We start from the raw sequence: 23465 nt of genomic DNA, 5'->3' as shown, positions 1-23465 counted from the left end.
TTTATGCACCTCTGTTTGGACAGTTATCATCCTCTTCAACCAAAGAACGCCGCTCTTCCTCATCAAGTTTTTCTAAAATTTCATTATAAACTCTGAGTGATTCGAGGGCATCCTCTTCATCTATTTTGTTCATAATGAAACCGATATGCAATAATACATAATCACCGATTTGTACATCATCTTCTTCCATAAGTTCGAGTCCTGCCTCTCTTGTGATACCCATAGTATCAACAACCGCAACATTACGCTCTTTGTCTATCTTTACTACTTTGCTTGGTATTGATAAGCACATATTACCCTCTCATCTTTCTTTTAAACTCTATCCAGTCTATCACTTTTTCAACGGAGGCTTTGTCTTTGATATTTACTTCCAAAATATCTACATTTGGCTTGATTTTTCGTGCTTCATTTTTTTCATGTTCCACATCATACTCAAAATGCTCAAGCAAATCCGTTTTTGTAATAAGTATCAAATCAGCCTGACGAAACATTACAGGATATTTTTCTATCTTGTCGCTTCCCTCAGGAACCGAAACAAGGACAATATTCAGATGTGTACCGACATCATAAGATGCAGGACAGACAAGATTGCCGACATTTTCCACAAAACAGACATCAATCTCCTCAAGAGGCATTTCATGCAGACCCTTATGTACCATAAAAGCATCCAAATGACAGGCACTGCCTGTTTGAATCTGATATGCCGGTATCCCTTTTGCTTTAATCCGCTCAGCATCTCTGCTTGTTTCCAAATCACCCTCGATGACTCCAAACTTAAAATCAGCCATATCAGCCATATTCTCCAAAAGTGTTGTTTTTCCGCTTCCCGGGCTGCTCATCAGATTAATACTCAAGACATTGTGTTTATCAAAATGGGCACGGTTATGTCCTGCTTCATGATTGTTTTTATCTAAAATTTTTGTAATGACACTAATCGTTTTAGAATCATTGAGCTGTGGGTTATGATGCAGTGTTTCATGTGCTGCCTGGTGTTCATGGCTATGGTCGTGATGATGGTGATGCCCATCTCCTAAAGTTGTTCCTGTTATACTGCATCCGCAATCTGCACACATATCTTCTCCTTATCCTAATAACATATCAGCACCTACAAGAACCGATATGAAACCGGCTGTTGTAAATACTTTTCTTACATTCTTTTTGTTTGTCAAAAATTCTTTGTTGAGATATAAAATAATGCCTCCGAAAGAAACAAACACAATACTTACCCCTGCTATAAAAAAGAGTATCATCTCAAAATTTATACTCTTGTCATGAAGAGCACCAAGAGTAACAAGCATACCTCGTACTCCGCCCATACCCATCAGCGCTCCCATGGTCCATGCTGATGCTGTTTCTATATTTTCGGTATGTGTATGCTCTTTTCCAAAATAGATATGAATATGTTCTTTTCCGTCATGCATATGTTTGTTGAGATGGATTTTGTCCGTATAGACCATATACAAAAGATATATTCCCATTCCGATAATAACAGTTGAAGAGATAATATCCCCATATGCAGTTATTGCCTCAGGCAATCGATACACCTCTAAGATCTTTGCAAACATAAAAAGTGTCAATCCGTGGCCAAATGCAAACATAACTGTAATCATCATGGTTTTTTTCATAGACTTTCCGATAGAAAAATCCGCAATAGCTGTTAAATGGTCAGGCCCAAACGCATGAAGTATCCCGTAATAGAAGATTATCATATATCCTAATTCCATAAAGTTTTATCCTTTAAAAATGAATGTTTATTCAGGTTTAAAAGATTTTATACTATATTATGTAAAAGAAAGCTAAAAAGCAGTATTTCTTATATAATTTTAGAACTTTGGAGTTACAATGCAATGGCAAACCGAATGTTTATATTGCGGTGGTTACATGTATCGTCTGCATTCACACAATATCAAATGTTCACAATGCAAAAAAAAGCTTTCAATAAAAAGAGTAAATACAGTACTTTTTCTGATGGAGGCTTTTTTAGACAACAAAAGTGCTTTAGATGCATCGAAACTGCTGCATATCTCTTATGTCTGTGCAAAAAACTATTATCAGGATTTCAGAATGCTTTGTGCAAATATCAGTGAAGAACATTATATGAAAATAAGAGACAATGCCGTAGAATATGAAGAATATTTTTATATAGAAAAATCAAAAAAGCATAAAAGCGGTGCCATCTTTGATGCATACAATTTTTTGACTTTTGACTATAATGGATATATTTATACACTTTTAATGCCCTCTTTGCAAAAATATAAAAATCAGTTTCTAGAAGACAACCTTGAAGATACGTATACCAAAGAGTTTAAAAAATTTCAAAGAGCAAGCAAACTCATCCGACTTTCAAACAAAGAAAACAAAATTCTTGATTTTTGGAAATATTTTGAAAAATCGATTCTTGTATATAAAGGTGTTTCCCATAAACTTTTTGACTATTATCTCAAAGAGTTTGAATTTAAATTCAATTATTCAAAAGAAGAAGCTTTAGAACTTCTCATACAAAATTATTTTAAAGAGCAGACATGAAACAATTGGCACTCCTGAGCGTAGGAAACATTTTAGAATTTGATGATGGTGTAGCTGTCTATGCTTCACAATACCTGGAAAAAAACTACACATTTTCTCCGCAGACAGATATTGTCAACGGCGGTGTTGAAGGCATAAATCTCTTAAATCTTTTTATGGAGTATAAACATATCATCATTCTTGATGCCATTGAGATAGATGACAAACCCGGCAGTATCTACCATATACCTTCCAAAGAACTTACAGGATATGGTCTCAATTCCGGCGGAGCACATGAAATAGGTGTGTTGCAGTGTTTTGATATTTTAGAACTTATGGGAAAAGAGATCCCTAAATCGAGTATCATCGGTATAGTGCCACAAAAAATTGATGTATGCATAGGATTAAGTATGACTATGCAGGAGACTTTTAGTACATATATTGATACTGTCATTACTGTCTTGCAAAAAGAGGGAATTCAAGTAAGTAAAAATGAACATCCTGTCTCATTGGAAGCTATTATTGAAAGTTTCAAAAACCCGGTAAGTCGATAATGCAGATGCAATAATTTGCTTTGAACTTTGAGGAATTACAGGAGTTGTGGATATATCTTATATTCCTGTTAAAAACCACGATTAAATTCTATACTCGGATTGGCAAATATATGCAAAATATCTTTCAAAGAGCATCTTTTTTCTTTTTCCTTCACAACAATGCCCATATTTTCCAAGGTCTGTAAAATAACACTGATATAGTTTTGCCAATGCGACTCAAGAGCTTCGCTCAATGCCACTTCTACCGATATAATATCCTCTGGAACGATACTGATGACCGTTGTCTCTGCCATTTTTTCACTCATAGAACAAATTTGCAGCATTTCGGCAATTTCGACTTCATTGGCAGTTTTTTTGACAAGCTCTCCGTCTAAAAATTCATCAGTTGTTTTTACACTGATCTCTCCTGTTTTTTTCATATTATCAGAGGCTGTATTTACAATAATGACTGCATCATATTCCTGCAAAAGAGGCATTAGTCTAAAGCCCAGTGTCCCTCCATCGACTATTTCGATTTCCGGTTCAAAATCAAAATTTTCTTTTAAAAACTTTCCGGCATACAGACCGGCCCCTTCATCTTTAAAAAATGCATTGCCGCTTCCGATAAGTGCTACTTTTTTATTCATAATTTTCCTTGATACTGTTTTGATGTAATGCATAATAGGCCTGCCCCAGTGATATACCACCGTCATTTACCGGTACTTTTGATGCAATATTATATTTAATATGATTTTTTTGAAAAAGAGACACAACTTTTTCCAGTAAATAACTGTTTTGAAAAACGCCTCCGCTGAGTATTACTCTTTTGTTTTTATGTTGTAAGCTGATTTGTATTATCATCGCAGCAAGAGCATTTATAAATTTTGCCGGTATTAGCTCTTTTTTCTCTTCGGCAAGTATCTCCTTGATAAGATTTTTACAAGATATCACATCATCTTTTACCTCAAAAGTATACTTCTTTCTTGTTTTAAATTCGCGTGCAAGACTCTCCATAATCATCCCGCTCTCTCCTTCGTGTCCTAAAGGATTCAAAAAACCACACAAGGCATATACAGCGTCAAAGAGTCTTCCCACAGAAGTAGTCTGTATAGAGTTTATACTCCTGTTTCGCATGAGGTAGAGCGTTTGTATCTCCTTTTTATCCAAAGAAGATACAAAATCATTGGGCATACTCTTTATTTCCTCAAGAGAAAAAATATCAAACAAAAGGGAAAGAGCAACTCTCTTTGGTTCTTTTATCGCTTTTTCACCCCCTATCAAAAAAAATTCTTCCATATGGCAGACTCTTTTGTACGCTTTTGGTGTTGCCAAAAGCACTTCACCGCCCCATAACACTCCATCGTCTCCAAAACCTGTACCGTCAAAACAAAATGCCAAAACTTCTTCATCCAAAGCATACTCTGCCATCGTACCCAAAGCATGCGCATAATGATGCTGCAGCTGTATAAGTTCACATAAGGGATGATTTTGTATGTACTCTTTGGCCCATTTTGTTGTTTCATATCCTGGATGTTTGTCACATACAATGATGTCAGGCTGAAAATTATAAAGTCTTTGAAAAGTTTGCACAGTCTGCCTGAAATACTCCATAGCCCCAACTGTATTTAAATCCCCGATATGAGGTGACATAACAATATTTCCCTCAAAAGCCAAAGTAATTGTACTTTTTTGCTGTGCACCGAGTGCCAGGATTTTTTTACTCTTTTGTATCTTTGTTACAAAACTCAGTGGGGCAAAACCCCGTGCCAACCGTAATGTGATATTTTGATCGGCAATCTGCATCATAACACTGTCATCACAGCCGTTAATAATCTCACGGTCATGGTTAAGCGATACTTCCACAACAAGGGGCAATTTTTTAAAGAGTTCTTTTTGATCTTGAATAATCGGTTCATCACTTAAATTTGCACTTGTGGCTACTATGGGGAATTTGAGTTTTTTTAAAATCAATTCATGTAAGGGTGTATAGGGAAGGAACGCACCGATTTTGTCTATATTCGGAGCAATGTATTTGCATAATACCTGTTGCTGCCTTTTCTTTTTTACCAAAACAATGGGACGCTCTTTTGAAACTATGAGTTCTTTTTCACGCTTGGAAACTTGACAGATTTTTTGTAAAGACTCTATATTTTCAAACATTACAGCCAACGGTTTGCTTGGTCTGTGCTTGTTAATTCTCAAAAGCATCACTGCTTCTTCATTTCTTGCATCACATACAAGATGAAAGCCGCCCAGTCCTTTGACAGCCACTGTTTTACCGGATTTTATACACTCACATATTTTTTCTACAGCCTCATTGTTCTGAGCCTGACACTCTTCCATTAAAGATACAAATTCCAACTTTGGTCCACAGTCATAACAGGAAATCGGCTGCGCATGATAACGGCGATTTGTCGGGTCCTCATACTCCTCTTTACATGTATTGCACATTGTAAAGTTTTGCATTGAGGTGTTTTTTCTGTCATATGGAAGATTTTTTATAATGGTATATCTCGGTCCGCAGTTGATACAGTTGATAAAAGGATACATGTAACGGCGGTTTTTCTTATCAAACATTTCACGCTTGCAGTCATCACACAGTGTCATATCCGGGCTCAGCATTGTTGAAAGAGCGCTATCTTTAGATTTTACAATACTAAAACCATCATCACTTTTGAGCTGTATATCTTCAATGCCAAGCGTATCTATTCTACTCAAAGGCGGCGCTGAAAAATCGATCTCTTTGATAAATTCAAGAAGCGTCTCGTTTTCCCCCTGTACTTCAACAACAACGCCATTGCCGTCATTAAAAACAAAGCCGCATAACCTGTACCTGTTGGCTAAGGCATAAATAAACGGGCGAAATCCAACGCCTTGAACAATACCGCTGATATATATCTTTTTTCTACAGATAGACTCCGCCGACAACAGCACTCTCCTTGCCAATTGGATAATTCATGTTCATAAGAGGCGGAGACATTTTCAAGTTTCTTTGCATTCTTGAAAAAAGTGACTGGTTTGAAAAATGTGTTCCGCACAGTACAATGTGTTGGGCTTTTGTTTTGGATTTGAGTTCCTGTAAAATATCATTAAAATAATCCCCAAAACTCTCAAATATGGAATAAGCGAGGATAGAAGTACTTACATCAGCCAACTGGTATGAGATAATGCTTGAGAGAAAAGCCGCATGGTCAAAACGGTTGTCACTTACATGGGTGTCAATTTGGATACCGCCTTTGCCTACAAATTTCATCGCTTCATTGACAACGCCCCGCATTGTTTCATCTTCAATTCCGAGTAAAATTGCCACTGCTTCAAAAAGCTTCACATCTTTTTTCTTTTGCAGATGAAGCAGCTTTTTATAAATGCGGGGCATGTTTTTTTCCAAATTGACAACAAGTCTGTCAGACCCTTCTCTGAGATTTTTTATATCTTCTATGATGTTTTTGCCATCAAAAGCCTTGGGAGGCACAACTCTGAGAACATTTTTACCGTCATAATACAAAAAAGAGGGTTCTTCGTCAAAATAGGCTCCGACACATTTTTGTCCGAATACCTCATGTTCTGCAATCACAGACATAAAAGAAGCCTCTTCGGGCATAAAAATATGCTGATTTGGATGATACACTTCTTCTGTCCCCTCTATGACATTTACTTGCTCTACATGTAAAGAGTCAAAGTGTTGCATTTTATCAAAAAACATCTGATTTTCTTTTGCAAAGCCGATATATTCGTCAGCGATAGACAAAACATTTCGTTTTTTCAGATTATGTGAAGGGAAAGAGACTCTCTCTCCCTGGGCAATAAAAGAGACATCTTTGTTTAAAAAGACTCTCATGTCTTTTTGCGGATTGATTTCAAGGTCATAATCCATCAGCATATCAGCCTCACAGGCAGCATCAGCATCTTCATAGGCAATAAAATCTACGCCAAGTTTTTGCAATTCTGCTCCCAACAAAATACAAAATCCATCATCAGGATACTTTACATAGGCAGTATTGCGTCCAAGCTTTTCTTTAAGTGCTTCATTTTTAAGCGTTACATGTAAGATCGGTCGCTCAATACCAAGCAGCGCATTAAACTCCTCTGTAATCAAGGAGAGATGGTCTGTTATTTTGGCCGCATTTATCATCATAAGCACGGAGTCATCATGCATTGTATCGGCTTTGTAAAAAAGACGATATCCCATCGTTGTTTTTATGAGCAGCTTTTTATCATCATTGAGTGCTTTTGCCGCCACCTCAAACATCGTACGAAAACTTCCTGCATCATTGGCATAGCGTTCACTCGATTTGTTCACAAGACGTACCGGCACACCACACTCCTGGCAGCTGTTAATGTGATGCGATTCTCTCAAACCGGCACTTTGCATCTCTTCCTTACACGATGCACAGGGAACAACAAATTTCATAGAGGTGTTTTTTCGCTCATAGGGATAGGCATGTAAAAAACTGTAATTGCCTCCGCAACAGCTGCATGATGTAAAAGGATAGTAATATCTGCGTGAGCTTACATCAAACATCTCTTTTTGACAGGAGGGGCAAAGTCCCAGGTTTAAAGGGTATTCATTTTTTAATTCTGTCTTCGAAGAGACTTCTTCCTCGTTTGCATAACTTTTGGAAGCTTTTAAAAAGATGGAAGCCGGCAGTTTTTGTGCAATTGTATCAAGACACGCTTGTAGATTTTCATGTTCTGATGCAAAAGCACAAATGATTTTTCCTTCTCTTTGCGATATGTCCGCAACAATATCACAGGTTTTTACAATAGATACGACTGTATTATAAAGATAGTTTTGAGAAGATGTTGTGTGTAATTCCAAGATGAATGCCATTGAATGCCTTTAAAATGATTTTTCTGTGTCAGAAAGAAGCGCTATGCTTCTTTCTCTTTAACAAATTTGGTACCGCTGACAACAATACCAATGTCTCCCTCTTTCCAAAATATGGTACGCCATACCTGATAATAGATATGAAAAGCCACCCAGGAAAGGATAAACCACATAGTCATGTGATGCACTATGCGCACATCCATGATATTTGTTCCCGTTGCCGTTGAACCAATCATCCATGATGAAACCGGCAGGGTCCAGTCTGTCACCAAATGCAACATCCAGGGCCACCATGACCCTATAGAACTCAGCCCGGATTCAAGCCCGTGTACATAGAGTTGCAGTCCTGTCAAAAGCATCCATGCAAGCATTAAATGAAACAGCAAAAAGAAAACAGTATTGAAACTGTCACTGTGAGTAGAATCAAACTTTTTACGGCGGTTCAGCATAACAAGGTTGATGATTACTTCAAAAAACTCTTTGATGTTTCCTGCCGTCGGGATGATCTTTTTATATGGCTTTTCAAATCTTGAAAAGAAATAAAGATACGCAATGACAATACTGCTGACGTCAAATATGATTGCAATCATAAAATGCACCCATCGGTTCCATGCCATCACATACTTCATAACAGCAGGCTCAGCAATCAGTGTCTGATAATAAGGATGCCCTATATAGAGTCCGGTTACCACCGCACCTACCATGCTGAATGCGACAACCCAGTGGTTGAGCCGCATAAAAGCTGTCATCCTTTTGACTTGTTTGTATTTAGGTTTCATAATTGTTCTCCTTAGATACTGCAACCGGTATCTATTTTATAGACACCGAGTTCCTTACCCTTTGTATCAACAACATGCACTGCACACGCGATACAAGGATCAAAACTATGAATGGTACGTATAATCTCCAGAGGCTGTCCGGGATCAGCCACCTTTGTACCGATAAGTGCTGCTTCGTATGCTCCCAAACGGCCTTTGTAATCCCGTGGTGCAGCATTCCATGTTGAAGGCACTACTGCCTGATAATTTGAAATTTTTCCGTTTTCTACTCTCACCCAGTGACCGAGCGCTCCGCGAGGTGCTTCGGCAAGTCCCATTCCTTTTGTCTTCACACTTACTTTGTCAAAATCAAACTCTGTCCATGTTCGCAAATCTCCGCTTGCAGCATTTGCAGCCAACTCATCTACCCACTCAACCATAACATCAGCCATAAGCTCTGTCTCAATAGCACGGGCTGCTGTACGTCCGACTGTACTAAAGAGTACCGCTGTCGGTAAATTACCGCGTTTTAAGAAGTTCATGACATATTTTGTTATTCTCTCATCTTTTTTGGCAACACCGACAACCATACGTGCCAAAGGTCCAACTTCAACACGGGTATCATTATAAATCGGAGATTTGATCCAGGAGTATTTCTCATCAGTTTTAAGGTAAGCTATGCCATCCTCTTTTTTATCAAGTCCGGTATATTCAGGAATGGTTGTACCATCATACGGATGTTCGGGTTTTCCTGTACCTGCATACCATGAGTGTGTAACATCTTCTGCAATTTTTTGCGGATCAACATCTTCAACTTTTGACAAATCACCACCATAAACCAGTCCGCTTGGAAAAAGTGTTTTTGCCTTGTAAAAACCGGTATCATCAAGTCTGAAATCACCATAGGTCATATAGTTAAGCAGACCTCCGCCGGTTCCGCCGACACCTTTACCCTGCATAAGTTCAGTAAATGTTGCTTTCGAATCCGTTGCCTCATCGGCATACATTGTTCCAGCCATATAAACATCCGGAAGGTAGGCCTGCTTGACAAACTTTGTGGTATCTTGCAAAAGCTGTTTAAACAAAGCAATTCTTGCAGGATTTTGAATATCCTGCACACAGGTCACCCCACCGACAACTATAGACTGAGGATGCGGATTTTTCCCGCCAAATATAGCCTGCATTTTTGCCATATCTCTTTGAATATCCAGTGCTTTGAGGTAATGCGCAACACCAATGAGGTTTTGTTCCGGAGTCAGTTTATAATGTTTGTTCCCCCAGTAACCATTCCCGAAAATTCCAAGACGGCCCTGTTTGACAAACTTGGCTACTCTCTCTTGGACCTCTTTGAGATCTCCATATCCTTCATACGGGACTGTTCCGGCTACTGCAGCCCATTTTTCTGCTTCTTTTGCCGCTTTTTTCGGATCTGCCGAGAGTGCTGAAACAACATCCACAAAGTCAAGTGCATGCAGGTGATAAAAATGCACCAAATGGTCATGCATATAGAGTGCCCCCTGAATAAGGTTACGCACCAAACGCGCATTTTTAGGAACAGTAATGTCAAAAGCATCTTCTACTGCCTCAATACTTCGCTGATAATGCGTTCCCGTACAAACACCACAGATACGCATAGCCAACAATCCCGCATCGCGTGGATCACGGCCTTTTAAAATTGTCTCAATCCCTCTAAAGAGTGTTGAGGAAGCATACGCATCTACAATTGTATTGTTCTCATCTATAATTGCCTCTATTCTTAAATGACCCTCAATTCTTGTTATAGGGTCAACTACTATATGTTTCTTTGCCATTATGCTTCTCCTCCATCTTCTTTCTTTCCTGCTACTGCACTGGCCACTGCATGAATACCTATACCTATGCCCGCTGCGGTCAAGAGTCCCAAACCAAACTCATCAACAGTTTTTTCCACACCGCCGGTAGGTGCTTTAATTTTTGCATCTGCCATTGGTCTCTCATACGCATATTTATCCCAGAAATCCGGTTCTGAACAGCCGATACATCCGCGGCCCACACCAACAGGCCAGTTCACACCCTCGTTATATCTTACTATGGAACAGTTGTTAAATGTCATTGGACCTTTACAGCCGACTTTGTAGAGACAGAAGTTGTTTTTTGCACCCTCGTCACCCCACTCTTCCACATACTCACCTGCATCAAAGTGTGCCCGTCTTTCGCAGTTGTCATGAATTCTATAACCAAAAGCAAACTTCGGACGAAGCAGTGAATCCAGTTCCGGAACCTGTCCGGTTAGGATGTAGTGTAAGATAACCCCTACCATATTTGCAGGATTGGCAGGACAGGCAGGAATGTTGATAAGAGGTTTGCCCTGTATGACATCCATCACACCTACCGCACCTGTCGGATTTGGAGCAGCCGCAGGCACTCCTCCAAAAGTCGCACAACTTCCGACTGCAACAACAGCAGCTGCATGTTTTGCCACACGCAACAAGTGGTCATGCATAGTCTCACCGCTTGCACCTATAGTTCCAAACTGTCCGTTCATACCAAGCGGTACCGCTCCCTCAACAAACAGAAGGTATTTGTCTTTGAAAGTCTCCATCGCATCTTCAAGCTGTTTTTCAGCCTGATGTCCTGCAGCAGCCTGAAGTGTTTCATGAAACTCCAAAGAGATGATATCAAGCACAATTTCATCAATTTTCGGTCCGTCTGAACGCAGTAATGCCTCAGAGTTTCCGGCACAGTCTGAGAGTTCCAGCCAGATAACAGGCGCTCTGTTCATAAGCAGCGCAGCGTCAGCTACAAGCGGAGTAAAAGAAGCCGGAAGCATAAGCATACCGGTTACTGCACTTGCCCACTTTAAAAAATCCCTTCTCTCAATTCCCTGCATCTCCAAAACATCAGTAATGTCCAATCTGTTATTAATCGGTTGTTGCGTCTTTAACTCTTCAATACGGGCTTGACACTTCTCAAACAGCTTTTCATAATAAGCATCCCCTTTGTTTGTCTCAACGCGTGCACTTTTTGATGTAAAGAGTTTTTTTACACCTTCAATTCTATCCGCCATAGCTGACTCCTTCTCTATAAATGAATAATCATTCACTATCTTACAAAAGAATAACTTAAACAAATATAATATTTATTAAATTGAACTAAATTTATATTTTTCTTATATGGTTTTAGAACTAAACAGCTGTCTGAACTAGTGAGTAGTACACACAGAACAGACATCAAAAGTGCGAAATATGAATTTTGCATCTGCCTGTGAGCAATGCAGCATTGCCTGTTGTGCTGGGGAAGGATTTTCTTTTGTAGCGCTTGCTATATTGTACTGTGTCGGAGTGATGATTTCATAAGACTTTATAATACCCTCTTTTATTTGTACTCTGTGAATTAACGGTCCCCTGGGTGCTTCCACAACACCTTCTCCCGTTCCTGAGATGTTTTTAAGAGGAATAGTCTCTCTACAGGATGCTTCACTGATATTTATCTCATCTAAAAGTTTTTTACAAAACGCAAGAAGGTGTGCAGTTTCATAAATGCGTGCCATAACACGGGTATAGGCACTGTCTTTAAATCTTCTGTGCATATTTTTTATGAGTTTAAACTCTTTTGCCATGCAACGTGCAAGCGGACCTGTTTCGTAAAACTGATTTTTATAAAGCGCATTTTTTGCATAACTTTTCTCATCCGGCGCATAGGCATCCTGTGTCTCTACATATCTGGAAGCTACCTTGAAAAGCTTCGTCCCTTTTACTTTTGCAGCATGAGAAAACTCATGTATGCCTATACTTAAAAATGTATCTTTTGCATGACCTTTTTTGTGCATCTCCAAATCTATCAATAACTGCTCAATTTTTGCAAAATCACTCTCAAGCGGTGCAAAGTCTTTACATGATTCAAAAGATAAAAACTCCTCAACACTCACGCCTAAAGTCTCTGCTTCAAAATACTCTGTCAGTTTTTGCAAATGACTTTTTGCCTTTGTAAGGTCCACATAGGTAAAATCACTTGTAATCCCTCCGGGAACCATATAAGAGGAATGCGGCCACTGTCCGGCAAAAATTGCCAGGATTTTTGTTGCCAATGATGCACCATAGGCACCTTTAAGAGGAGTATTGAGCAGTTCTTCGGACTCTGAAAGTTCTCTGAGGTGCGGAACAAGCACCAAATAAATCCATTTCAGATGGTTTTGAATAATTTCTAAAACCAGTGTTATTTCACGTACCTTTGCTGCTTTGTTTGTTATCTCAACAACAGAATCGCTGTTTTTATAAGCATCTTCTATTGCCCGCACACTTGCCAAAAGATGGGAATGCCCGCAAATACCACACACTCTTGGGGTAATTACCAAAGCATCCATAGCATTTTTGCCCTCAAGCATCTTTTCCATACCTCTGAAATGCGGAAAGGCTATGGTTACAAAATCGACGATATTGCCTTTCATATCAAAATAGAGCGATGCTTCACCCTCTATCTGTTCAAGTATTGTTTTTGTAATCAATCAGAGGCTCCTCAAGTCGTTTTATGTGGAATGTTTTTGCAATACCTGTTACAGTCAGGTAGGCTCTCTTTGGTACACCGACAGGAGCATCTGCCGGTATGGACATATTTGTTTTTGTCTCAAAAAGATTTGTTCTTGGAAAGTCACTCTCTGTACAGCCAAAGCAGGGTGTTCCCGATCTTGTTTTGGAGTTCACACCATTCCAGAGAATTGTATTGCATGACCCGTGTGTCATCGGTGCACGACAACCCTGCTTGTAAAACAGGCAGCCTTCTTTTTCTCCAAAATGGTTTGCATCCACTTTCCACTCAAAATATTCGTTTCGTGTGCAGCCGTGATGCACCAGGGAGCTGTAAAGTTCTTGTGGTCTGTGCTCTTCATCAAGAACAATCTTGCGCCTGTCAATAATCATATTCAGTGTGAAACCCAGCCACTCCGGATGAACCGGGCACCCGGACAGGTTGATTATTTTTGCATTATATTCCTGCAGAGGACCGTTTTTTTCTGCTTCATTAAAAAGTATACCGGAATTTGTCTGGGGAGAAGTTGCCTTGAATATGCCGCCAAAACTGGCACAGGTACCGACTGCTATAATGTATTTGGCATTTTTTGCATAATGGCGGAGTATTTTGTCTACAAAAACACCTGCCCTTTTTAAAGACGGATCATATGCCCCTTCAAATATCAAAACATCACAGCCTGTTTTGCACTCTGCCATTTCGCTTAAAGCGTATTTTGAGGGTAAAAGGGGATGCTGTAAAAATTCTGTCTTTTCTAAAAGTTCGCCTAAATAATCCAGATTTAAAAAAGAGTGGGCATTCCCGTTACATGTAAGGCCCTGCAGCCAAAAAACCTTTAATTTATGTTCTTGTTTTGAGTGCATTATAAATGTTCTCAGAAATTGACTGTTTATAATCATCCAATGGTTCAGGAAGAATTTTCTCACCGTAAAGAAATACCATACCGCCCAGATAGCCCATGAAAAGCCCAAAAGCTGAGAAGAAATCCTGATCATGCAACTCACCTGAAGCCACACCGTTTTCAAAAAATATCATCATTTCCGTAATAAAAGGAGAAACACATATCATTCCCTCACATCCGTCTTTAAACACTTCCCTGTTTGAAAGATAGACACGCAAAAAATATTCTATCATTTCCGGTCTCTCTTTGGCCGTATCAAAATACATGGAGACAATTTTTTCAATTTTTTCCTCTGTGTTTATATCACTCTCATTGATAGCACGGATATTTTTGCCTAAATATTCAGAGATATACATAATGAGTTCTTTTGCCAAAATATCTTTTGAACTAAAGTAGTTATAAAAGTTGCCGACACTCATACCTACTTTTTTCGCTATGTCAGGAATGGTGGTAATATAAAATCCGTTTTCAGAAAAAAGTTCCAGTGCCGCAGAAATTATTCCGTTTTTACGCTCTTCTTTTGTTGTTCTTGCCATACTCTTCCCAATAATTATATTTTCTGATTATAGCACCTTATCAGTGTAAGTGCAAAAATCATCTACCTAAATCAGCCTAAAAAGTAACGTATAGAAGCAAAGCCGTAGACCTTTGTTTCACTTATCGCATCAATCTGCTCTTGCGTGACAATCCCGCCAAGGGCAAAAATTTTGACATCTGTCATCCCTGCTATGCTTTGTAAATCCTGCACACCTTTGGGTTCACCCTTGTCCGGAGACGAAAATACGGGACTGTACGTCACATAATCAGCTCCCATCGCCTCGGCTACATGTACTTCATCATGCGTATGTGTGCTGATGATGACTTCAAGCCCCAGTTCTTTTGCCTTTGCAATATCATCAAACTGTTGTGATGTCAAATGCACACCATCTGCACCCAATTCCTTAGCCAAGTTATATTCTTGATGCAAAAACACCTTGAGTTCGTGCAGGGGCTTGCACATCTGCACAAAGTTTTGTGCTTCTATGGCGTAGTTTTCATTCTCTTTGTCACGGTAGAGTGCAAAATCAGGCATATATTTTCTGAGTTGAAAATAAGAAGGAGCGGATGTTATGAGGTACTTTTTCATTATTTTTTCAACAAAGGATTTTGAAAATCTATTTTCTGCACATCCACATTTTTTGCATAACGCTCTGCCATTGCACTGACATGATAATCCAGCCTGTCAAGCAAATAAAGTTCGGGTTTTGTATATTTTGCTTTTGCTTCTTCTATATAATTTTGTAAAAATGCCAAAGCTTCTGTTTCATCTTCAAACTTTATCTCGGCTATCATCTTTTGTATCATCTCATATTCATCCCCGCAGGCAGACAAAAAATCATAACTCAAATCCATAGTTTTAAGGTTGTGATGTGCTTTGGAAAAAGCGAAATGGTTATACAGCATACAGCCTACAAAGTATTCAATATCCGAGGGTTCATATTCGGAGTACTGATTTGCTTCTTTTGCAAAATGTTTATGCCAGATATCTAAAATCTTTTCTATTTTTTTATCCATTTTTTCTCTCTCTGTTTTTTATAATTTTTGTAAAAGTTCTTATGTTTTCGGGAAACGATGCTTTCGCTTCGTCTTTTAGGCTTTAAAGACTAAAGCCTAGATTAAAACCTCACTACCCTTAAGTTAAGCATTTTTTGGAACCGGTACTTCAGTGCCGGCTGTTGCAATAATCTTGCCACTCTCAGCCGGCACTGAAGTACCGGTTCCGAGAAAACATCTGTTTTTTGCGTATTATACTCAAGTATGATAAACTTATACTATGATAAAATTAAACAATGCCTCCTCCAAACAGTTACATGTAATCCTTCCAAACACTAACAAAGCATTGGCGGAGGTGTTGAAAAGTGCCTCGCCTCAGGAGATGCAGACGCTGACACAGTCAAAAGATTTGGGCTCCGTCTTAGAAGCTTTATTGCAACGCTCTGTCAATTCAACAGCAAAACAGGACAAACTTTTGCTTGATTTGCTGCAGAACAATCCGACACTGAAAAATTTGACAAACATAAACTCGACACTCAAAGAACTCTTACAGACCTTACAACAGAACAAAAATCCGCTGCCCTTGGAAAAAACACTTGAAGGTTTTTTAACAGATATCAAAGAGATAAACCCAAAAGAGCTAAAAACAAAACTGCAAAATTCCGGTATTTTTTTAGAAGCAAACATAAAAAATTCACAAAACCCAAAAGAACTTTTTTCATCGGACTTGAAGGCTGTTCTTTTGCGAACCCATGAAGCATTAACAAATTCATCACAGCCAAATAAACACGAAATACTCAAACATATAGATAAACTTCTGCTTCAGATAGATTACAGCCAACTGCTTTCGCACCTGGAAAATGCCTCATCACTTTATCTCCCTTATGTATGGGATGAACTTGAAGAGGGGAATATAACTGTAAAAAATGCAAAAAACAATAAATTTTTTTGCGATATCCATTTGCAGCTCAAAAACTACGGAGAGCTTGACCTGAGACTGGCACTTTTTCAGGACAATCAACTCAGTATCAATATAAGTACCCAAAACAAAACACTGAAATCTCTCCTGCAAAGCAATCTGCAAAACCTGAAAAAACAGCTCTTACATGTAAACATCCTGCCAAAAGAGATTCGCTTTGTTAACGTGCAGCAAAATGATTATGAAAAACAAATAAATGACGACCTGGAAATGGGATTTGAGCTAAAAGCATGAAAGAAAAAGCAGTCGCACTCAAATACAACAAAGAAAAAGACCAGGCACCTCTTGTAAGTGCCAAAGGGGAAGGAAAAACTGCACAAAAAATCATTCAGCTTGCCAAAGAAAACGGTGTTCCTCTCAAAAAAGACGAAGATTTAGTGGAACTGTTGTCCAAGGTGGAACTTGACAAAGAAATACCTCCGCAGATGTATAAGGCTATCGCTGAAGTTTTTAGCTTTGTTTATTCAGTTACAAGAGAAAAATCATAAACAAATTAAGCGGTTATATGATATTGTTATCATATATTTAATTTCTGGGAAGGTCAATTGTGGAAGAAGAGCTTACATGTAAAAACTTAAATGAAATACAGCTTGGTCAGCTTCACATCACTCCAAAAGAGTATGAAAAAATTCTTGACATTCAAAGTGCTGTTTTAAATAAACTGTCACTCAATGACGATTATGAGGATATCCTTCAGCATTTATGCCTGTTGACAGAACATCTGTTGCCAAATTCTGTCGCATCCATTATGCTTGTCAACAAAGAGACCGGTTTTATGAGTGTACTTTGCGCCCCTTCTATACCTGATTCAGGACGAAAATCCCTGGAAAATCTCAAACCGGGACCCGGTGGCGGCTCTTGCGGCAATGCAGTCTTTCACAATAAGCCTCAGTATGTTTTAAATACATTTAAAGACAAAAGATGGGCTGATTTAAGACAGGTTGCCTATGATTACAATCTCTGTTCCTGCTGGTCCATGCCAATTGTCGATGAAAACAACAAAGCCGTCGGAAGCTTTGCCCTCTCCTCTTTTGAACATCGGCTGCCGACGCCTTTTCACAAAAAACTTCTTGAAACAGCCGCATTTATTGTTAATATTGTATTAAAAAACAAAGAAATAGAGAACAAAATACAACATATGCTTTATTATGACAATTTAACAGGACTGCATAACAAAACATATATAGACAAATTATTGAATGACACTCAGGAACATACTCTTTTAATTCTCGATATCAATAATTTCAGCTATATCAACAACACTTACGGTTTTTCTGTAGGCGACGCACTGCTCACCAATGTTGCAGATATCTTTACAGCAAAACTGCAATATCCGAAAATATGCAAGCTTGAAGCAGACAGGTTTGCCATTATTTTACATGCAGATGCCAATGTAGAACAAAATGTTAAAAAGATACAAGAGTATTTTTACACACATGAACTGCTTATAGATTCCATAGCCTTGAATATCTCTTTTTCCTACGGAGCTGCCACGGGCAGCACAAACCTTTTTAAACATGCGATTATCTCCTTGAAACATGCAAAAACAAGAGGCAGAAGTGCTCTCTATATTTTTGACAACAAGGAAGAAAATATTTTTTTTCAAAAAAGAAAAGAGTTTATAGAGGCAAATAATATTTTGCACAATGCCCTTATTTCAAATAATATTGTTCCTTTTTTTCAGGGTATCCGGGACAACAGCACCGGTGAAATTACAAAATTTGAAGCACTTGCCCGAATAAAAACAGAAAAAGAAATTTTTTCTCCCTACTTCTTTTTGAAACCTGCCCACTCCTCCGGTCTTCTGCCGGAAATCACCAAAATCATGATAGACAAAACTTTTGAAATTATGTCACATAATGAGTATATCTTTTCAATAAATCTTACAGAAGATGATTTGACACGTCACTATATTCTGGATTATTTAAATGAGAAATCTGCCAAATACAGTATAAACCCTTCCCGTGTTATTTTAGAGATACTTGAAGGCATCAGTGCAAGCGGAAAGAAAAACCATATCCAACAGTTAAATGCTTTAAAAGAAAAGGGATATGCCCTTGCTCTGGACGATTTTGGTATTGAATATTCAAACTTTGAAAGAGTCTTGGATCTTGATATAGACTTTTTAAAAATTGATGCAAAATATATAAAAGACATTGACACCAATCCAAAAAGTTATGAAATCACCAAAGCGATTGCATTTTTTGCAAAAAATGCCAATATCCCCTGTGTAGCCGAATTTGTACACAATGCCAGTGTGCAAAAGATTGTTGAAGACCTGGGCATTGAATACTCACAGGGATATCATTTCAGCAAACCCAGTCAAACACTTCCTAGCCCATAGGATATAAAATTTCCTGATGCACTTTATCGCAGGCGTCAAGCACTTCCTGTGAAAGTTCTACATCCATTGCCGCCAAACTTGCATCAAGTTGTGCCGGTTGCGTGGCACCTATAATAGTGGATGCAACAAAAGAAAACTGTTTGGACCAGGCAATTGCCATAGTTACCGGGTCAAGCCCTGCATCATGCGCTATTTTTAAATATTTTTGCGTCGAAGCGAGCGTCTTGTCATTAAGAAATCTTTGTGCCATGGCTCTTTGTCTTGCATTTTTTGATTGTACATACGTTGCAAATCTTCCTGTTGTATTATTTGTCTGATTGTATTTGCCGCTCAAGACTCCGCCTGCAAGCGGCGAATACGGCAAAAGCGAAATCTGCTCTTTTTCACAAAGCACAGCAAGCTCATCCAAAAATCTTCGATTCAAAAGAGAAAAATTGTTTTGAATAGACTCAAATCTGGCATATCCTTTGAATTCGCTTGTCATTAATGCTTTTGAAGTACCGTAGGCCGTATCGTTGGACGTTCCTATATAACGCACTTTACCGCTTTGTACAAGTCTGTCAAAGGCTTTAAGACTCTCCTCAATCGGCACTACGGTATCCGGCCAGTGCATCTGATACAGATCTAGATAGTCAGTCCCCAAACGTTTGAGACTTCCCTCAACCGCCTTCTCAATATGAAAACTGTCTATTGCTGTCAGTCCGTGACGAACAGGCGGAACAAACCAACCGCTTGCAGCCCCTGCAACCTTTGTAGCAAGTATAACACTCTCACGCGGTTTTGTTTTGAGCCATCGGCCTACAATCTCTTCTGTCACTCCTGCAAGTTTGGCAGAAGGAGGTACAGGATACAACTCGGCTGTATCAAAAAAATTCACACCTGCTTCATAGGCTTTGTCCATTATTTCAAAAGCAGCCTTCTCATCAGGTGTCTGTGTCCCAAAAGTCATAGTTCCAAGGCATATTGGACTGACTCTCAAGCCTGTTTTTCCTATATATCGAAACTCCATTATTTTAATTCTCCCCAGTTATCCCCGATATTTAAACTTGCCCGCAGAGGTATTTTGAGTTCTACAATATGATCCATAATATTTCGGAATCTCTCTCCGAGTACATCAACTTCTTTTGCATCAACTTCAAAAATCAGTTCATCATGAATTTGCAGTAACATTTTAGCCGGCAGTTTTTCCTCATTGATAATAGTATGGATTTTATTCATACTGAGTTTTATAATATCACTCACACTTCCCTGAAAAACAGTGTTGACCGCTTCTCGTTCATAGGCAGCCTTGTACATCGGTGTGGCGTTTTCATAGTCAAAATAGCGTCTGCGTTTGAGTAATGTTTCTACATATCCCTGTTCTTTTGATTTTTCCACTATAGAACGAAAGTAGGCTTTAACTGTCGGAAAGGATGCAAAATACTTCTCTATAATTGCTTTTGCCTCTTTTGTTGGAATGCCCAGAGTATCTGAAAGTTTTTTCTGCCCCATTCCATATAAAAGTCCAAAATTAACGGTTTTTGCTATGTTTCTTTTTGCTTTTGCTTCCTCTTCACCGAATAATACCACAGCCGTCTGTAAGTGAATATCTTTGTCATGCATAAATGCATCCACCAAAACAGGATCCTGTGAAAAATGCGCCAAGAGGCGCAGTTCCATCTGCGAGTAATCAATACCAATGAGTTTTTTGCCCTCACCGGCTACAAATGCTCTACGGATTTTTGCACCCAGCGGTGTTCTTGTCGGAATATTTTGCAAATTCGGGTTTTTTGAGCTCAATCTTCCTGTTGCTGTACCGGTTTGCACAAAAGAGGTATGAATTCTATGGTGTTCATCCTCATCCGCCAATTTTAAAAGCGGGTCAATATAGGTAGAGTAGAGTTTATGAACCTCACGATACTCCAGTAGTTTTGAGATGATGGGATGCTTCTCTTTTAAAGAACTGAGCACTTTTTCATCTGTAGAGTAGCCTGTTTTTGTCTTTTTTCCCACAGGAAGCCCGAGTTTTTCAAAAAGTATCTTGCCGAGTTGCTGTGTTGAATTGATGTTAAACTCACTCCCCGCAAGTTCATAGATACTTTTTGTCAAGTGTTCGAGTGTCTCTTTTACCTCAACCAAAAACTTTTCTAAAAAGGCTGTGTCGACTTCTATCCCCTCCTCTTCCATTTTCAAAAGTGTATGAATAAACGGAATTTCAACTGTTTTTGCCTCTTCTATGAGGTGTGTCGCATCCTGGAGTTCCAGTTTTTGTAAAAAGAGTTTATAGAGTTTTCGTGTTATAAAAGCGTCCTCTGCGGCATACACACAGGCATCATCAAGTTCCACGGTAGAAAAGTTTTCCCCTTTTTTTACCGTATCTTTGAAATGCACCATTTCATGCCCTAGGAGTTTGTCAGAAAGTTTGTCCAGGCTTAAAGCAGATTCCGGGTTAATAAGCCATGCCAAAATCATACTGTCACAATATACAGGCAGCTCTTTTTCATCTAAAAAACGTAAAACAAAATGCAAATCAAATTTTATGTTATGACCCACTACACGAGAGTTGAAAATACGGCGCATAGCACTTCTGGCAACATCTTTGCTTACCTGATCAGCCACTCCCAAATAAAAATGCCCAAAAGGAACATAATAGGCTTCCTCATCATTAAAAGAAAAGCTAAAACCGACAAGTTTGTTTTTTATATAATCCAGTCCCGTTGTTTCCGTGTCAAAAGCAACAACTGTATCTGCATCGAGTTTGTCAAGAACCTTGTTCAACTCTGTTTCGTCCGTAAGCAGTGTCGCTTTAAAATCCAGTTTTGAAGCTTTTTCCTCACAGGACTCTTGCAGTTTTTTGGCGCTTTCCTGACGCTCGGGGCTGACCATGTTTTTTGCATGAAGTGTACGCAGAATTGCATTTTGTTCATACTTGACCAGTTCGTCATAAATATTTAAAAACGGATTTTCCACATCCATTTTATACTCTTCAAAATCAAAATCTTTGCACTCAAACACATCGGGATGCAAAGTTACCAACTCTTTTGACATATAAGCCTGTTCTTTTGACTCTATGAGCTTTTTTTGTGTCGCACCCTTGATTTCGTCTATATGGGCATAAATATTATCTAAAGAACCATACTCCTTTAGCAGTTTCTCGGCACCGACTTTTCCTATGCCTTTGACACCGGGAATATTGTCCGCACTGTCGCCGAGGATGGACTGGTAATCTATAAACTGTTTCGGGGTAACACCGTACTTGTCATAACAGGCTTTTTCATTGATATATTTTTTCTTAATGGCATCAACAATGACTACTTTGTCATCATCTATGAGCTGGTAGAGGTCTTTGTCATGGGAAACAACTCTGACTTTGTAGCCTTTTTCTTTTGCACACTTGACTACTGTCGCTATAATATCATCCGCTTCAAAACCGCTCTTGCCGAGTGTTTTGTATCCCATCTTGTTTATCCACTCTATGGCAACGGGAAGCTGTTGTGTGAGTTCCGGCGGCGGCGCACTTCGGTTTGCTTTGTAATTGACATCTATTTCATTTCTGAAAGTATCGCCTTTGGAGTCTATGGCAAAAATGATATAGTCACTGTCATGCTCTTTTTGCAAACTCGAAATAAAATTGGTAAACCCGGTTAAAAGTCCGGTCGGGAAACCGTCTTTTGTACGTAAATGCTGAGGAAGTGCGTAAAAACTCCGAAAGAAAAATCCGAATGTATCTATGACTGTAACTGTTTTGCTCATGAAGAAACCTCTGCAGCATCAAGCATATCATTGATTGCCTCTTGCAGTATGCTTGAATCATAACCGGTATCTTTGGCACGTTTGAGTCCAAAATTAACTGCCTGTTCTGACAAAGGATTATTAACAGGAATGACAGTCTTGACTATATTCAAAGCAGCAGCATACTCCTGTACCTCTTCCGGTGCACTCGAAGGATTGTCCGCATAACGAATCATTTCAACAAATTCTTTCTCAAAACTCCAGTGCTCAAAGATTTTTGCTGTTACCTGAGAACTTGTCACTTCTACATATGCTTTTTCCAGCTCTGCCAAATTGTTGGAATGTTCTGCTTCTGATTGAAAACTCATACCCTCATCTTCCTGGATGACATCACTTGCTATCAGAATTTTTCCTGTTTCTTGCAAAAATGCAGCCAAATACAATGTATCAGCCTTTTGTTTATCTATCTTTGCATACCATTTACGCATAAGCGTTGCCTGCATACTGGAGATTTCTGCAAATTTCTCACTTGTTACTCCGTAAGGTTGCATATCTACATTTAAAAGTTTACGCACAGAGTTTCCAAGCGCAATAGAGCGTGTCATGCTCATACCAAAAAGTGAAACAGCCTGTGCAACACTTTTAATCTCTCTCCCAAAACCATACAAAGGAGAATTGGCATGTTTAAGTAAATTGGCAACTATCATAGGATCACGTTCCACGACCTTGACCAAGTCACCGACACCTGCCTCTTCATCCGCATAAACCCGGTTAATGTCAATAATAGTTTTTGAAAGAGGAGGAAGCGATTTTATACTCTCAATAATTGAGCTCTTCATAAAATAAGCCTTTATTTTTCTTTTATTATAA

General features: G+C 38.9%; 22 protein-coding genes. 5 read left to right on the top strand and 17 right to left on the bottom strand.

All coding sequences use genetic code 11. From position 1 onward, the window contains the following. Position 1: 1 nt before the first annotated feature. Genes MNY28_RS01095 through MNY28_RS01085 form a run of 3 tightly spaced genes read right to left on the bottom strand, consistent with a single transcriptional unit; the run spans position 2 to position 1724 of the window. Complete coding sequence (locus MNY28_RS01095; protein ID WP_151900565.1) at positions 2-292, bottom strand: HypC/HybG/HupF family hydrogenase formation chaperone; 291 nt, start codon at positions 290-292, stop codon at positions 2-4. A 1-nt stretch (position 293) separates the two neighbouring features. Then, on the bottom strand, positions 294-1073 hold the full coding sequence (gene hypB, locus MNY28_RS01090; protein WP_151900566.1) for a hydrogenase nickel incorporation protein HypB: 780 nt from the start codon (positions 1071-1073) through the stop codon (positions 294-296). Between the two features lie 9 nt (positions 1074-1082). Further along, positions 1083-1724 carry a hypothetical protein gene (locus MNY28_RS01085; RefSeq protein ID WP_346388634.1) on the bottom strand — a complete coding sequence of 214 codons (642 nt, stop codon included), beginning with the start codon at positions 1722-1724 and terminating at the stop codon, positions 1083-1085. Positions 1725-1968: 244 nt separating this feature from the next. Here MNY28_RS01085 and MNY28_RS01080 point away from each other — a divergent pair, with 244 nt between their 5' ends. Together MNY28_RS01080 and MNY28_RS01075 are read left to right on the top strand one after the other, a co-directional pair. Continuing rightward, entirely contained in the window at positions 1969-2526 is a 558-nt protein-coding gene (locus tag MNY28_RS01080) for a transposase (RefSeq protein WP_346388633.1), read from the top strand. After that, on the top strand, positions 2523-3059 hold the full coding sequence (locus MNY28_RS01075) for a HyaD/HybD family hydrogenase maturation endopeptidase (protein ID WP_346388632.1): 537 nt from the start codon (positions 2523-2525) through the stop codon (positions 3057-3059). The genes MNY28_RS01080 and MNY28_RS01075 overlap by 4 nt, the downstream gene beginning before the upstream one ends. 68 nt (positions 3060-3127) lie before the next feature. On the opposite strand, the gene MNY28_RS01070 is transcribed toward MNY28_RS01075, so the two are convergent. From MNY28_RS01070 to MNY28_RS01020, 11 genes are all read right to left on the bottom strand, one after another. Beyond that, positions 3128-3685, bottom strand: coding sequence for a hydrogenase maturation protease (locus MNY28_RS01070; RefSeq protein WP_346388631.1), 558 nt, complete (start codon positions 3683-3685; stop codon positions 3128-3130). Further along, positions 3678-5966 carry a carbamoyltransferase HypF gene (gene hypF, locus MNY28_RS01065; protein ID WP_346388630.1) on the bottom strand — a complete coding sequence of 763 codons (2289 nt, stop codon included), beginning with the start codon at positions 5964-5966 and terminating at the stop codon, positions 3678-3680. Before hypF ends, MNY28_RS01070 begins: the two co-directional genes overlap by 8 nt. Beyond that, complete coding sequence (locus MNY28_RS01060; RefSeq protein WP_346388629.1) at positions 5944-7869, bottom strand: hypothetical protein; 1926 nt, start codon at positions 7867-7869, stop codon at positions 5944-5946. The genes hypF and MNY28_RS01060 overlap by 23 nt, the downstream gene beginning before the upstream one ends. Before the next feature lie 41 nt (positions 7870-7910). Further along, a complete protein-coding gene (locus tag MNY28_RS01055) occupies positions 7911-8645 on the bottom strand; it encodes a cytochrome b/b6 domain-containing protein (protein WP_151900573.1) in 735 nt (244 codons plus the stop codon). Positions 8646-8656: 11 nt separating this feature from the next. Then, positions 8657-10435 carry a nickel-dependent hydrogenase large subunit gene (locus tag MNY28_RS01050; RefSeq protein ID WP_346388628.1) on the bottom strand — a complete coding sequence of 593 codons (1779 nt, stop codon included), beginning with the start codon at positions 10433-10435 and terminating at the stop codon, positions 8657-8659. Beyond that, positions 10435-11670 carry a hydrogenase small subunit gene (locus MNY28_RS01045; RefSeq protein WP_151900575.1) on the bottom strand — a complete coding sequence of 412 codons (1236 nt, stop codon included), beginning with the start codon at positions 11668-11670 and terminating at the stop codon, positions 10435-10437. Before MNY28_RS01045 ends, MNY28_RS01050 begins: the two co-directional genes overlap by 1 nt. Before the next feature lie 135 nt (positions 11671-11805). After that, on the bottom strand, positions 11806-13107 hold the full coding sequence (locus MNY28_RS01040) for a nickel-dependent hydrogenase large subunit (RefSeq protein ID WP_346388627.1): 1302 nt from the start codon (positions 13105-13107) through the stop codon (positions 11806-11808). Next, positions 13085-13990, bottom strand: a complete 906-nt coding sequence (locus tag MNY28_RS01035) for a hydrogenase (protein WP_151900577.1) — start codon at positions 13988-13990, stop codon at positions 13085-13087. Before MNY28_RS01035 ends, MNY28_RS01040 begins: the two co-directional genes overlap by 23 nt. Then, entirely contained in the window at positions 13968-14564 is a 597-nt protein-coding gene (locus MNY28_RS01030; RefSeq protein ID WP_346388626.1) for a TetR/AcrR family transcriptional regulator, read from the bottom strand. Before MNY28_RS01030 ends, MNY28_RS01035 begins: the two co-directional genes overlap by 23 nt. A gap of 71 nt (positions 14565-14635) precedes the next feature. Next, positions 14636-15154, bottom strand: coding sequence for a thiamine phosphate synthase (locus MNY28_RS01025; RefSeq protein WP_346388625.1), 519 nt, complete (start codon positions 15152-15154; stop codon positions 14636-14638). Continuing rightward, entirely contained in the window at positions 15154-15582 is a 429-nt protein-coding gene (locus MNY28_RS01020) for a hypothetical protein (RefSeq protein WP_151900580.1), read from the bottom strand. The genes MNY28_RS01025 and MNY28_RS01020 overlap by 1 nt, the downstream gene beginning before the upstream one ends. Positions 15583-15841: 259 nt before the next feature. On the opposite strand from MNY28_RS01020, the gene MNY28_RS01015 reads away from it, so the two are divergent. From MNY28_RS01015 to MNY28_RS01005, 3 genes are read left to right on the top strand one after another with little or no spacing between them, the layout of a single operon-like run. Then, positions 15842-16774 carry a flagellar hook-length control protein FliK gene (locus MNY28_RS01015; RefSeq protein ID WP_346388624.1) on the top strand — a complete coding sequence of 311 codons (933 nt, stop codon included), beginning with the start codon at positions 15842-15844 and terminating at the stop codon, positions 16772-16774. Beyond that, a complete protein-coding gene (locus MNY28_RS01010) occupies positions 16771-17028 on the top strand; it encodes an EscU/YscU/HrcU family type III secretion system export apparatus switch protein (RefSeq protein WP_346388623.1) in 258 nt (85 codons plus the stop codon). Before MNY28_RS01015 ends, MNY28_RS01010 begins: the two co-directional genes overlap by 4 nt. A gap of 59 nt (positions 17029-17087) precedes the next feature. Next, entirely contained in the window at positions 17088-18884 is a 1797-nt protein-coding gene (locus MNY28_RS01005; RefSeq protein WP_346388622.1) for an EAL domain-containing protein, read from the top strand. Here the strand turns inward: MNY28_RS01005 and MNY28_RS01000 are convergent. The 3 genes from MNY28_RS01000 to MNY28_RS00990 are packed head-to-tail and all read right to left on the bottom strand — an operon-like array spanning position 18874 to position 23434. Continuing rightward, complete coding sequence (locus MNY28_RS01000; RefSeq protein ID WP_346388621.1) at positions 18874-19893, bottom strand: aldo/keto reductase; 1020 nt, start codon at positions 19891-19893, stop codon at positions 18874-18876. The two genes, MNY28_RS01005 and MNY28_RS01000, sit on opposite strands and share 11 nt — an antisense overlap. Continuing rightward, positions 19893-22616: a DNA polymerase I gene (gene polA / locus MNY28_RS00995; protein ID WP_346388620.1), complete on the bottom strand. Its 2724-nt coding sequence runs from the start codon at positions 22614-22616 to the stop codon at positions 19893-19895. The genes MNY28_RS01000 and polA overlap by 1 nt, the downstream gene beginning before the upstream one ends. Then, on the bottom strand, positions 22613-23434 hold the full coding sequence (locus MNY28_RS00990; protein ID WP_346388619.1) for an HDOD domain-containing protein: 822 nt from the start codon (positions 23432-23434) through the stop codon (positions 22613-22615). The genes polA and MNY28_RS00990 overlap by 4 nt, the downstream gene beginning before the upstream one ends. Between the last annotated feature and the right edge of the window lie 31 nt (positions 23435-23465).

The sequence above is a fragment of the Sulfurimonas sp. NWX367 genome (assembly GCF_039667065.1).
Lineage (GTDB): Bacteria > Campylobacterota > Campylobacteria > Campylobacterales > Sulfurimonadaceae > Sulfurimonas > Sulfurimonas hydrogeniphila.
This window is presented reverse-complemented; position numbering and strand designations above follow the sequence as displayed.

Coding starts and splice junctions, on each gene's coding strand:
- MNY28_RS01015 (WP_346388624.1), top strand. CDS start 15,842: ATGATAAAATTAAACAATGCCTCCTCCAAACAGTTACATGTAATCCTT.
- MNY28_RS00990 (WP_346388619.1), bottom strand. CDS start 23,434: ATGAAGAGCTCAATTATTGAGAGTATAAAATCGCTTCCTCCTCTTTCA.
- MNY28_RS01045 (WP_151900575.1), bottom strand. CDS start 11,670: ATGGCGGATAGAATTGAAGGTGTAAAAAAACTCTTTACATCAAAAAGT.
- MNY28_RS01020 (WP_151900580.1), bottom strand. CDS start 15,582: ATGGATAAAAAAATAGAAAAGATTTTAGATATCTGGCATAAACATTTT.
- MNY28_RS01085 (WP_346388634.1), bottom strand. CDS start 1,724: ATGGAATTAGGATATATGATAATCTTCTATTACGGGATACTTCATGCG.
- MNY28_RS01095 (WP_151900565.1), bottom strand. CDS start 292: ATGTGCTTATCAATACCAAGCAAAGTAGTAAAGATAGACAAAGAGCGT.
- MNY28_RS01010 (WP_346388623.1), top strand. CDS start 16,771: ATGAAAGAAAAAGCAGTCGCACTCAAATACAACAAAGAAAAAGACCAG.
- MNY28_RS01080 (WP_346388633.1), top strand. CDS start 1,969: ATGGAGGCTTTTTTAGACAACAAAAGTGCTTTAGATGCATCGAAACTG.
- MNY28_RS01050 (WP_346388628.1), bottom strand. CDS start 10,435: ATGGCAAAGAAACATATAGTAGTTGACCCTATAACAAGAATTGAGGGT.
- MNY28_RS01025 (WP_346388625.1), bottom strand. CDS start 15,154: ATGAAAAAGTACCTCATAACATCCGCTCCTTCTTATTTTCAACTCAGA.
- MNY28_RS01070 (WP_346388631.1), bottom strand. CDS start 3,685: ATGAATAAAAAAGTAGCACTTATCGGAAGCGGCAATGCATTTTTTAAA.
- polA (WP_346388620.1), bottom strand. CDS start 22,616: ATGAGCAAAACAGTTACAGTCATAGATACATTCGGATTTTTCTTTCGG.
- MNY28_RS01035 (WP_151900577.1), bottom strand. CDS start 13,990: ATGCACTCAAAACAAGAACATAAATTAAAGGTTTTTTGGCTGCAGGGC.
- MNY28_RS01030 (WP_346388626.1), bottom strand. CDS start 14,564: ATGGCAAGAACAACAAAAGAAGAGCGTAAAAACGGAATAATTTCTGCG.
- MNY28_RS01075 (WP_346388632.1), top strand. CDS start 2,523: ATGAAACAATTGGCACTCCTGAGCGTAGGAAACATTTTAGAATTTGAT.
- MNY28_RS01055 (WP_151900573.1), bottom strand. CDS start 8,645: ATGAAACCTAAATACAAACAAGTCAAAAGGATGACAGCTTTTATGCGG.
- hypB (WP_151900566.1), bottom strand. CDS start 1,073: ATGTGTGCAGATTGCGGATGCAGTATAACAGGAACAACTTTAGGAGAT.
- MNY28_RS01000 (WP_346388621.1), bottom strand. CDS start 19,893: ATGGAGTTTCGATATATAGGAAAAACAGGCTTGAGAGTCAGTCCAATA.
- MNY28_RS01060 (WP_346388629.1), bottom strand. CDS start 7,869: ATGGCATTCATCTTGGAATTACACACAACATCTTCTCAAAACTATCTT.